Below are 10000 nucleotides of genomic sequence, written 5' to 3' on the forward strand. Positions count from 1 at the left end.
AGGTCAAAGATGTTGGTTGGAAACAGCAAATGCTGGTTGAACTCAACAGGGCTATCCTTGAATTTTGGAGGTGGAGACATTTGGCATCATTATATTTGGTTTTGAGGTTTATCATAACTGATTTGGCTATTCTCGGTCAGCCTCCTAGGCGAGATTCTGCCAAGCACTTGCCGAGCATCTTCCGAGCAGTTTCAATCAGCACCTCTGTTTGCTTCGAGCCCTTGTAATCACTGGCTTTCATAACTGCCCGTTCAATAACAGGGACAATACCAGGCAGGTCATTCAGCAGCGTGTGTGGCAGTTTGACCAGCAGCTTCAGGCGGGCATCGATCTGGGTGATATTGTCCACAGGATTGTGTTCCATGAACTGCGGAATGCAGATGTACTTGCACCCCTCCGAGGCCAACAGGAAACCGCTCGTCGTTAGCTCGGCAATCGCTCGTTCAACGCTCGGCACTTCCCAGTTCAGGTCTGCTGCCATATATCCCTTTGGTAATCTGAAGATACCAATCAGGTTTCCGTGCCCGGTGGTCAGCAGATAAAGCGCCATGAGTTTGGCCTCATTCGACAGTGCCTGAACATCATCACTGATCCAGAACTGGCCGGAGACTTTGCCAAAGTCTTTCATACACGACCTCCATCGTCAGTTGCCCCACCAAACCACCGATTGGTCTTGCGCTTAGCCTTTTCATTCTTCTCCATCCAGTTGGTGATAAACCGGGTAAACCGCCCTCACTGCAACCTGGGAAACGATCCTTCATATAGGCATAAGCGCTGATCAACTCCTGCTCCACGTTGATGTTGATGCTGGGATAGGTTTTCACCAGCTCATCGTAGATCTCGTGAGTCATCTCGAAGTGGGGAAGGTGACCCCGAATGGGCCATCGAATCTCATACCAGTAGAGCGGTAAGGTCTCTTCATCCATGCTGTTTTGGCTCAGGCTGTCTTGGCTCAGGCTGTCTTGGCTCAGGCTGTCTTGGCTCAGGCTGTCTTGGCTCAGGCTGTCTTGGCTCAGGCTGTCTTGGCTCAGGCTGTTTTGGCTCAGGCTGTCTTGGCTCAGGCTGTTTTGGCTCAGGCTGTCATCGTTCATAAAGCACCTTCCAGTACGACGAAAAACAGATTAGCCACTTTGTCGCCTGGGAAGGCGTATCCCCGGGATTTATTGTTAGGCAGGCACATAATCAAACATCCTTTTTGTGGTGGTTATAAGCACGATTGATAACTTTTGTTATTTTAGAGGTTTAGAATAATCGCTTTTATTTAATATTGTAAAGATTGAAAGCCGATAACCTTAACCACAGCAACGAAGGTCTGCGCACTTTCCTGTGATAAATTGCTACTAAACATGGAATAACGAAAAATGGTGAGGGTCGTCTCAATGCACTGGACTGAGCGCGTTAAACAAAAAACCAAAGAGCTGAACCTCTCGGATGCCAAAATCGCCCGGGAAGTTAGCTGCAGTTCAGCCCTGTACAGCATGTGGATGAACCAGACACGCAATCCCAAACTGGAAAGTAAGATGGCCATCGCCCGGGCACTGGGCGTCAGCGTTTACTGGCTGGATAACGGTGAGGAAGAACCTGATCCCAACGCTCTGCCCCTGATCAGCCTTGATGACATACACGCGTTTTATCAGGAGATTGAGGACAAGCAGAAAGCTATCCAGAAAGATGCAGGCATCCGAATTATTGAATCCGATAATGAGAGCTTTCTCATCCGGCTGGATAATGACTCGATGATTGATCCGGGAAATGCGGAGAAAGTGCTGATCCCCAATGGCAGCACTGTCCAGATCGACCAGGATCTTGAACCCAAACCCGGAAAAATACTGCTGATCGAACTTGAAGGTCAGATGCTGCTGAGAGTCTGGCAACGGTTAAGCGCCAACCAGCATATTTTTAAAGTGATTAACCCACTCTATTCAGAGCTGAAAGTATCTTACACCGGTGATGTCCTGAGCATTTACAAAGGGACAGCTGTCGGGTTTCGTTGCCCGTTATAACTGCCAGCTCAACACCAGCACTCCTGGTCGCTGACCGTAGATCTTAATACAGCGGCCATCAACAATCTGCTTATCATCTTCCCAGATAATGCCGTTCAGGGCATCGCAATACAGCTTCGCCACATTGTCAAAATCCGGTTTTACTGCCGGACGAATAATCCCGGCCCGTGCTGCGGTCTGTTTTTTCTTTGACCAACTCACCGGTACAGGAAAGACGGCAAGTACCAGCACCCCGATCTGACCTGTCATCAAAACACCGGCTCTCTGTTGCTGCCCTGAATAATGCGCCAGCTGCTCCGCCTTTTTTGTGGCTTCCGGTGTATAGCAGTGTCCCCGGCGGGAAAATCGGGGACGACCTTTACCCGCTGGGATCGTGTTAATAAATACCGACTGATCGTAAACCTTTGTGAACAGATCAAGCTCATTCTTTAAATATTCCGGAAGCGTACTAAACCAGTTTTCGACGGTATCCATATCCTCTCACCATTCCTTCTACCTCTGAATTTTAGGGCAGAGCCAACCCATTCCATTACTAAAAACCATCGTCAGTACATTCTCGATAGATAAATACAATAAACTAACATTTGTTAATATATTAATTTTTATATTATAACTTATGTTAATTAAATATTAACAAATCGAATAATTAAAAAATGAACGCCATCACCAGCACTCTCAACCAGCACCTCAGCGCCATCGACGACAGAGAAGCCCTCGAAGAAACCATCGAGTCCGAGCTGGAACGGATTGAAACCAACATTCAGGAACAGATTGAAGATCATAAACCCGTCACCGTTGCCGGTTTTGGTGTTTTGACTCTGGGCAGCTTTCTCACTTTTCTCACCCTTGAAGAATTCCACCCCATGCAGGGCTACCGCTGGCTGGCTGTGAAACAGCTGGTGCATGACTGCAACGACGAATACGCCCGGCTCTCCGGCTGGGATGTCATCAACTATGCGAGCAAAAGAGGTTATTGCCGTGGCTAGACAAACGACAGAAATCAACCGGCTGGAAGAACCGGTGATCACCGGCATCAGCGACTGGCTGAACATCAACCAGTACACCTACGACTACAGCAAGGTCTGTATTTTGAAAGACCGAATCATCAGCAACATCACGCCGGATATGTCGGTACTGCAAATCTACCGGGTGATTCGGGATCAAATCACCGTTTGGCGTAATGATCCGGAAACCGAAGATGCCGTAACCGTTGATTTCCGTTCATGGTGCGAACTGCACCGCACCTTATCCAGAGACCTTGAGAAAAGCTTTCGCATGGAAATTGCGGATCAGGTTCTGGCCGTCAGACACCGCATTCATCAGGACGAGGCCCTTCGCCATGCCAGCTAAAAAGAAAACTGAGGTGATTGAAGCACCTGACGTATTGCCTGTGGATAAAACTGAACCGTTCTCTGAAGTCGGCCACATTATGCAACTGGCCATCACCCAGAATGCCAGCATCGACACGCTGGAACGGGTCATGAAACTGTATGAACAGAGTCAGTCCATTGTTGCACGACAGCAGTTTAATGAGGCGTTTGCCCGCTTTCAGCAGGAAATGCCAATGGTCAAAAAGAACAAGACGGCTGCCTTTAACACCACCAACGGTGGTCGTATGGAATACTCCTACGCTTCTATTGATGATGTGGTGACAGCGGTTCAACCTGTACTGCATCGTCACGGCCTGAGCTATTGGTTTGAGCAACAACAGAATGGGCCGCAGATCACCATCACCTGCAACCTTAGCCATGTGTCTGGCCATTTCATCTGCAATACAGCCACGGGCCCTGTGGATAACACCGGCAAAAAAAGCCCACTGCAACAAATCGGTTCAACCGTCACCTATCTGAAGCGTCAGACGCTGGTAGGGATTCTGGGTGTGGCCTGTACCGATGATGACACCGACGGTTACGTGCCTGATATAAATGGCAATGCCCAACCCCAGACTCAGGCTAAGTCTCACTACTCTAATAAAGACTTCCAGCGTCTGTTACCAGAATGGCGAGCATCCATTGAGACCGGCGAACAGAGTGCAGACCGCATTATCCGAAAAATCAATTCCAAAGCCCCAGCTACCCCGCAACAAATACAACAACTGAAAGCCATCCAACCACGAGGCCATTAAATGGACATTCTCGATATCCAACAGGCGACGCCGGAATGGCTCGCCCTGCGACAGAACTACTTCACCGCCAGCGAAGCGCCGGCCATGATGGGCGACAGTCCCTTTCTAACCCGTGACCAGCTGCTGCATCATAAGAAAACCGGCAGCACTCCAGAAGTGAGCGAATTTCTGCAGAAGAAATTTGATGCCGGACACCGTGCCGAAGAAAAAGCCCGGCCTTTGGCAGAAGCGATTCTGGATGCGGATTTGTTTCCTGCAACCGGTGTGACGAAGGTTGACGGGTTGTCACTGTTAGCCAGCTTTGACGGGCTGACCATGCTCGAAGACCGGATCTTTGAGCACAAGCTCTGGAATGAAAAGCTGGTTGCTCAAATAGAAGGGGAAGGCATTGAACCGGCTTATTACTGGCAGCTGGAACATCAGCTACTGGTCAGCGATGCCGACTTTGCGCTGTTCGTTTGCTCCGATGGCACTGCTGATAGCCTGCGTCACGTTAAATATTACTCACACGATGATCGTCGTAAAGCCCTGATCGCCGGTTGGAAACAGTTTCAGGAAGATCTTCACAACTTTGAACCCTCTGCACCTGAGCAAGCACTCGAAGGCGAGCTTATTCAGGACACTACTGCCCTGGTGATTCAGTTGGATGGTCAGGTGAACCACTCCAACCTGCCGCAATTGGAAAACCAGATCCTGGATCGCATTGATTCCATCAAATCAGCATTGGTTACCGATCAGGACTTTGCCGATGCGGAATCCGCGGTGAAGTTTTTCAAAAAAACTGAGACGAAGTTAAAAGACGGCAAAGAGATTGCTCTCAGCCAGGTACCGGAAATCGCCGCACTTTTTACTCGCATTGATCATCTCACCGATGCCATGGCCAGCAAACGTAAGTCGCTGGACAAACAAGTCAAACACCAGAAGCAGCACATCAAAGACAGCATGGTTATGACAGCCGTGACTGCTTTGGAAAAAGAACGTCAGATCATCAATACCGAACTCACCCCGGGCTGGATTGCGGCAGTGGTGATCCCCACTGATTTTCAGGATGTGATCAAAGGGAAAAAGAGCGTCTCCAGCATGCAGTCTGCAGTAAACGACAGGCTGGCGCAGGCACGGATCGAACAGAAGCAACAGGCAAAGGCTGTCAGCAATAACCTCTCGGTGTTCCGGAAAATGGCTGTGGATAAAGACTATCTTTTCCCGGATCTGGATGTGCTGCTGCATAAAGAACAAACCGACCTGATTGCCATTATTGAAATGCGCTTGCATCAAGAAGTTCTGCAACACGCACCGGCCAATGATCCTGTTCCCGGGCCAGTCACAACAGAAACCACCGAAGACCAACCTGATCTTCTCTATACCGATGAAGACGTTACCGAAGAGATCCTCACCGATGACATCCACAGCATGGAAAAGTGGCTCGGCAAAGGCTCACTGGACTGCTACCGCTTTGATCGCCACGGCAATGAATACCGCATCGAATTGATCATCCGCCGCGCTGAACTTATTTCCCATAACACACGACAGAAGGAAACTGCCTGATGGCCGCATCCATGAACCGCGTCACCCTGCTTGGACGACTGGGGAAAGACCCGGACTGCAAAGCCACCACCAACGGCAATGCCGTCACCATCCTTTCGCTGGCCACCGAAGAGAGCTGGAAGAAGGATGGTCAGAAACAGACCCGCACCGAATGGCACCGTGTGGTGCTGTACGGAAAACCTGCCGAACTGGCCGCCCAATATTTAGCCAAAGGTCACAGAGCCATGATTGAAGGCCAGCTTCAGACTCGCAAATGGCAAGACCAGAATGGTCAGGATCGCTATCAAACCGAAGTCGTGTACAGCGGATTCAACGGCAAATTGCTGTTTCTGGAAAATAATCCTAACAACCAGCAAGGACAACCTGCTCAGGCTCAACACTCCCAGCAACAGACTAACCAGTACGCCAGCGCCCGGGATGGCAGCCATTCACCACAGAGCATGCCATCACAACAGTACGATTCTTACGACGATTCCATCCCATTTTAAGGAGCAGGGTATGAGCCAACTGACACCCGATGATCTGGCATTAGCCATTGAGATCAAACAAAAGGAAGCCGCCGGTCTCAGCTCCAACAAAGAAGTAAAGGAGCTGGCCAAAAAAGTCATGATCGCTGACCGGATCGGCGACGAAATGGAAGGCCAGTTGCTGAACGCTGAAAACGTACTGATTGAAATGACGACGTTGATTGTGGCTATCACCGTAGGTATCCACAGTCCACAGGCGCGGGATCAGGCCATGTTAGTGACCGGACTGATCCTGCAGCGTCTCCGGGAGAATGAACAACCCACTGTCGTGCATGAAAGCGACAACATTCACTGAATAGAGTTTATCCACAACCTGCTGGAAAAACTGACCTGGTAATTTATCCACAAGAGCTAAAAAAGGGAAAGACTATGGACGGTAAACTGCTCTCAGCCACTGAGAATACTCACAGCCAGATGCTGACCGGCGCCACCGAATTAAAAATGTCTCATATCGAGATAGCCAGCGTGGCTGGCAAACGATCAGACAACGTTAAACGAACCATCGAAAGACTGGTTAAAGAGGGTGCAATTGCCTCTCCTCAAATTGAGGAGAGGCCAAAACAGGGGGTTTCAGGGCAGTTTGTGGAACATCTGTTACTGGATCGACTCGACAGCATCACCGCCATGGCGTCCATCGATGGGAACTATTGCGCCGACCTGGTATTGCGCTGGGATAATCTGGAATCCGGCAGAGCAACCCCTGCGGCTCACTTAAAAGAAGCTCCAACCAACGAGCAGGAACTGCCCACGCCCCAGACCCTGCTCGAAATCAATATGAACACATCTTTGAAAGCCATCGCTTTTGCCGAAGCACTGGGCTTTACCGGCAATCAGAAGTTGTTATCTGCTGATCGGTTGTTGAAAAGCCAGATCGGTTTCTCTCCGTTGGAAGCCATGGGCCAGAAACAATTGGTGGCTCCTGTTCAGGCAATGACGTTTACTCCGACCCAGCTTGGTCAGATGATGACACCCCCGGAAGATCCACGACATGTCAATAAGTTACTGGAAGCGGCAGGTCTGCAGATCAAAATTGACAGCCAGTGGGTTCCCACCGATCAGGGCAAGCCTTTGTGTGAAATCCTCGATACCGGAAAATCCCATAACAGTGGTACTCCGGTGAAACAGGTGAAGTGGTATCAGAGCGTGCTGGATCAATTGCGACCGGCTCATCCTGATCAACCAGAAACTGAATCGCTCAATCAAGATTGCCACTATGCTGATCCGACGATGGTAGGGAGTGAAACAGATCACGAACCTGTTCAAAGAAAACAAAAGCGCAAACGTAACCGCTATGAGCTGGACGATTACTTTTCTCTTGTAGAACTGGGCGATTTTATTGGCCGCAGCCGCCAGCATGTCGTCGAGGTGCTGGAGAAACACCGGATCATCAAATGGACCGGTCAGGGTAAAAAAGGAAAGTATCTGTTGAGCAGCAAAGGATGGAGCTATGGTCTCATGTATGACCCTACAGAACAGGCCTTTCACAACTATAATAGTAAACGACTAACAACCAGTAATGCTCAGCCTGTGCTGACATACGATATCTTAACTTTCTTTTAACAACTGAGTGCTACAAGGCACTAAATAATTCCGTCAAAGTTGTTACTCAGTCATAGAATAGTAACATCTTTTGGAATGCTGTACCGAGCAAACCTGAAATCCCACAATCAGAGAGGATTGAAATTATGGAAATTAAAGCTCCTATTGAAAGCATTAATTATTCCACCCGAGAAGCGGCCATGTACATTGGCTTCTGTAAAAGCTCACTTGACAAATCAAGAGTATCCGGAGAACTCTTTGGTCAAAAACCGCCTCCCTTTCTAAAAATGGGTCGCTCGATTCGTTACAGAGTTGAAGACTTAAATGCTTGGGTAAAGTGCCAAGAAACCTTTGAAAGCCTGGCGGAAGCAGAAGCATATAAATATCAATAATAATCCGAAACAAATCCGAATCGGAAATAACGCAAAAAGGCTTCCAAATGGAAGCCTTTGTTTTTGCATCATAAAATAATAAGTGCCTGGCGATGACCTACTCTCACATGGGGAAGCCCCACACTACCATCGGCGATAAGTCATTTCACTACTGAGTTCGGGATGGGATCAGGTGGTTCTAACTTTCTATGGTCGCCAGGCGTAACTGGTGACTGCTCGCTTTCGCGCTCAGTCTTGGAATCCGTTTATTTAAGCTGTCTTTCTTGCTAAACACTCTCATGCTATATGCATGGCTTCTGCTTCTGCAGATCGCTTTGGCGTTATATGGTCAAGCCGCACGAGTCATTAGTATTGGTTAGCTCAATGCCTCACAGCACTTACACACCCAACCTATCAACGTCATAGTCTTTAACGGCTCTTCAGGGGCATCTAGTGCCCAGGGAAGTCTCATCTTGAAGGGGGCTTCCCGCTTAGATGCTTTCAGCGGTTATCCCGTCCGAACATAGCTACCGGGCAATGCGTCTGGCGACACAACCCGAACACCAGTGGTCCGTCCACTCCGGTCCTCTCGTACTAGGAGCAGCTCTTCTCAAACTTCCAACGTCCACGGCAGATAGGGACCGAACTGTCTCACGACGTTCTAAACCCAGCTCGCGTACCACTTTAAATGGCGAACAGCCATACCCTTGGGACCGGCTTCAGCCCCAGGATGTGATGAGCCGACATCGAGGTGCCAAACACCGCCGTCGATGTGAACTCTTGGGCGGTATCAGCCTGTTATCCCCGGAGTACCTTTTATCCGTTGAGCGATGGCCCTTCCATTCAGAACCACCGGATCACTATGACCTACTTTCGTACCTGCTCGAGATGTACCTCTCGCAGTCAAGCTGGCTTGTGCCATTACACTAACCGTACGATGTCCGACCGTACTTAGCCAACCTTCGTGCTCCTCCGTTACTCTTTGGGAGGAGACCGCCCCAGTCAAACTACCCACCACACAATGTCCCCGATCCCGTTTCAGGACCTGGGTTAGAACTCCAATATTGCCAGGGTGGTATTTCAAGRTTGRCTCCACRHKAACTRGCGTCMWCGCTTCAAAGCCTCCCACCTATCCTACACAAGCAACATCAAAATCCACTGTGAAGCTATAGTAAAGGTTCACGGGGTCTTTCCGTCTAGCCGCGGATACGCTGCATCTTAACAGCGATTTCAATTTCACTGAGTCTCGGGTGGAGACAGCGTGGCCATCGTTACGCCATTCGTGCAGGTCGGAACTTACCCGACAAGGAATTTCGCTACCTTAGGACCGTTATAGTTACGGCCGCCGTTTACTCGGGCTTCGATCAAGAGCTTCTCCACTCTCCTAAAAGAGGGATAACCCCATCAATTAACCTTCGAGCACCGGGCAGGCGTCACACCGTATACGTCCACTTTCGTGTTTGCACAGTGCTGTGTTTTTAATAAACAGTCGCAGCCACCTGGTATCTTCGACCAGCCTCAGCTTACGGAGCAAGTCCGATCACCAAAGCCGGCGCACCTTCTCCCGAAGTTACGGTGCCATTTTGCCTAGTTCCTTCACCCGAGTTCTCTCAAGCGCCTTGGTATTCTCTACCTGACCACCTGTGTCGGTTTGGGGTACGGTCCCTTTTGACCTGAAGCTTAGAAGTTTTTCCTGGAAGCATGGCATCAATCACTTCGGTTCCGTAGAACCTCGTCATCAATTCTCGGCCTTGAGGACCCGGATTTGCCTGGGTCCCCAGCCTACGATCTTAAACGCGGACAACCAACGCCGCGCTGACCTAGCCTTCTCCGTCACTCCGTCGCAGTCAAAAGGGGTACAGGAATATTGACCTGTTTCCCATCGATTAC

The 10000-nt window shown here is 49.6% G+C and carries 13 protein-coding genes and 2 rRNA genes (1 of these 15 running past the window's edge); 10 read left to right on the forward strand and 5 right to left on the reverse strand.

The features are described 5' to 3' along the window. Positions 1 to 136 precede the first annotated feature (136 nt). A complete protein-coding gene (locus AKL11_RS02695) occupies positions 137 to 628 on the reverse strand; it encodes a hypothetical protein (protein ID WP_067515066.1) in 492 nt (163 codons plus the stop codon). After that, on the reverse strand, positions 585 to 926 hold the full coding sequence (locus AKL11_RS02700; RefSeq protein ID WP_366556840.1) for a hypothetical protein: 342 nt from the start codon (positions 924 to 926) through the stop codon (positions 585 to 587). Before AKL11_RS02700 ends, AKL11_RS02695 begins: the two co-directional genes overlap by 44 nt. Before the next feature lie 36 nt (positions 927 to 962). Between AKL11_RS02700 and AKL11_RS26570 the strand changes: the two genes are divergently transcribed. Beyond that, positions 963 to 1220, forward strand: coding sequence for a pentapeptide repeat-containing protein (locus AKL11_RS26570; protein WP_366556845.1), 258 nt, complete (start codon positions 963 to 965; stop codon positions 1218 to 1220). 159 nt (positions 1221 to 1379) lie between these two features. Continuing rightward, positions 1380 to 2003 carry a S24 family peptidase gene (locus AKL11_RS02705; protein WP_067515068.1) on the forward strand — a complete coding sequence of 208 codons (624 nt, stop codon included), beginning with the start codon at positions 1380 to 1382 and terminating at the stop codon, positions 2001 to 2003. On the opposite strand, the gene AKL11_RS02710 is transcribed toward AKL11_RS02705, so the two are convergent. Further along, a complete protein-coding gene (locus AKL11_RS02710; RefSeq protein WP_095210111.1) occupies positions 1998 to 2477 on the reverse strand; it encodes a RusA family crossover junction endodeoxyribonuclease in 480 nt (159 codons plus the stop codon). The two genes, AKL11_RS02705 and AKL11_RS02710, sit on opposite strands and share 6 nt — an antisense overlap. Before the next feature lie 179 nt (positions 2478 to 2656). On the opposite strand from AKL11_RS02710, the gene AKL11_RS02715 reads away from it, so the two are divergent. The 8 genes from AKL11_RS02715 (at position 2657) to AKL11_RS02750 (ending at position 8131) form a co-directional block, all read left to right on the forward strand. After that, the gene (locus AKL11_RS02715; RefSeq protein ID WP_067515069.1) at positions 2657 to 2989 is read left to right on the forward strand and encodes a hypothetical protein; all 333 of its coding nucleotides are present in this window, start codon (positions 2657 to 2659) and stop codon (positions 2987 to 2989) included. Continuing rightward, on the forward strand, positions 2958 to 3353 hold the full coding sequence (locus AKL11_RS02720) for a hypothetical protein (protein ID WP_067515070.1): 396 nt from the start codon (positions 2958 to 2960) through the stop codon (positions 3351 to 3353). Before AKL11_RS02715 ends, AKL11_RS02720 begins: the two co-directional genes overlap by 32 nt. Continuing rightward, positions 3343 to 4128, forward strand: coding sequence for an ERF family protein (locus tag AKL11_RS02725; protein ID WP_067515071.1), 786 nt, complete (start codon positions 3343 to 3345; stop codon positions 4126 to 4128). Before AKL11_RS02720 ends, AKL11_RS02725 begins: the two co-directional genes overlap by 11 nt. Continuing rightward, on the forward strand, positions 4129 to 5673 hold the full coding sequence (locus tag AKL11_RS02730; RefSeq protein ID WP_067515072.1) for a YqaJ viral recombinase family protein: 1545 nt from the start codon (positions 4129 to 4131) through the stop codon (positions 5671 to 5673). After that, entirely contained in the window at positions 5673 to 6161 is a 489-nt protein-coding gene (locus tag AKL11_RS02735) for a single-stranded DNA-binding protein (RefSeq protein ID WP_067515073.1), read from the forward strand. The genes AKL11_RS02730 and AKL11_RS02735 overlap by 1 nt, the downstream gene beginning before the upstream one ends. Positions 6162 to 6171: 10 nt before the next feature. Further along, positions 6172 to 6495 (forward strand): hypothetical protein, encoded by a 324-nt coding sequence (locus AKL11_RS02740; protein WP_067515074.1) that lies wholly within the window; start codon positions 6172 to 6174, stop codon positions 6493 to 6495. Between the two features lie 74 nt (positions 6496 to 6569). Continuing rightward, a complete protein-coding gene (locus AKL11_RS02745) occupies positions 6570 to 7760 on the forward strand; it encodes a Rha family transcriptional regulator (RefSeq protein WP_067515075.1) in 1191 nt (396 codons plus the stop codon). Between the two features lie 125 nt (positions 7761 to 7885). Next, positions 7886 to 8131 (forward strand): helix-turn-helix transcriptional regulator, encoded by a 246-nt coding sequence (locus AKL11_RS02750; RefSeq protein WP_067515076.1) that lies wholly within the window; start codon positions 7886 to 7888, stop codon positions 8129 to 8131. Positions 8132 to 8215: 84 nt separating this feature from the next. Here AKL11_RS02750 and rrf read toward each other — a convergent pair. Together rrf and AKL11_RS02760 are read right to left on the reverse strand one after the other, a co-directional pair. Further along, positions 8216 to 8331, reverse strand: a 5S ribosomal RNA gene (rrf, locus tag AKL11_RS02755). Positions 8332 to 8455: 124 nt separating this feature from the next. Beyond that, a 23S ribosomal RNA gene (locus AKL11_RS02760) occupies positions 8456 to 10000 on the reverse strand; it runs 1532 nt beyond the window's last position.

Origin of the sequence: Endozoicomonas ascidiicola (assembly GCF_001646945.1) — a bacterium.
Lineage (GTDB): Bacteria > Pseudomonadota > Gammaproteobacteria > Pseudomonadales > Endozoicomonadaceae > Endozoicomonas > Endozoicomonas ascidiicola.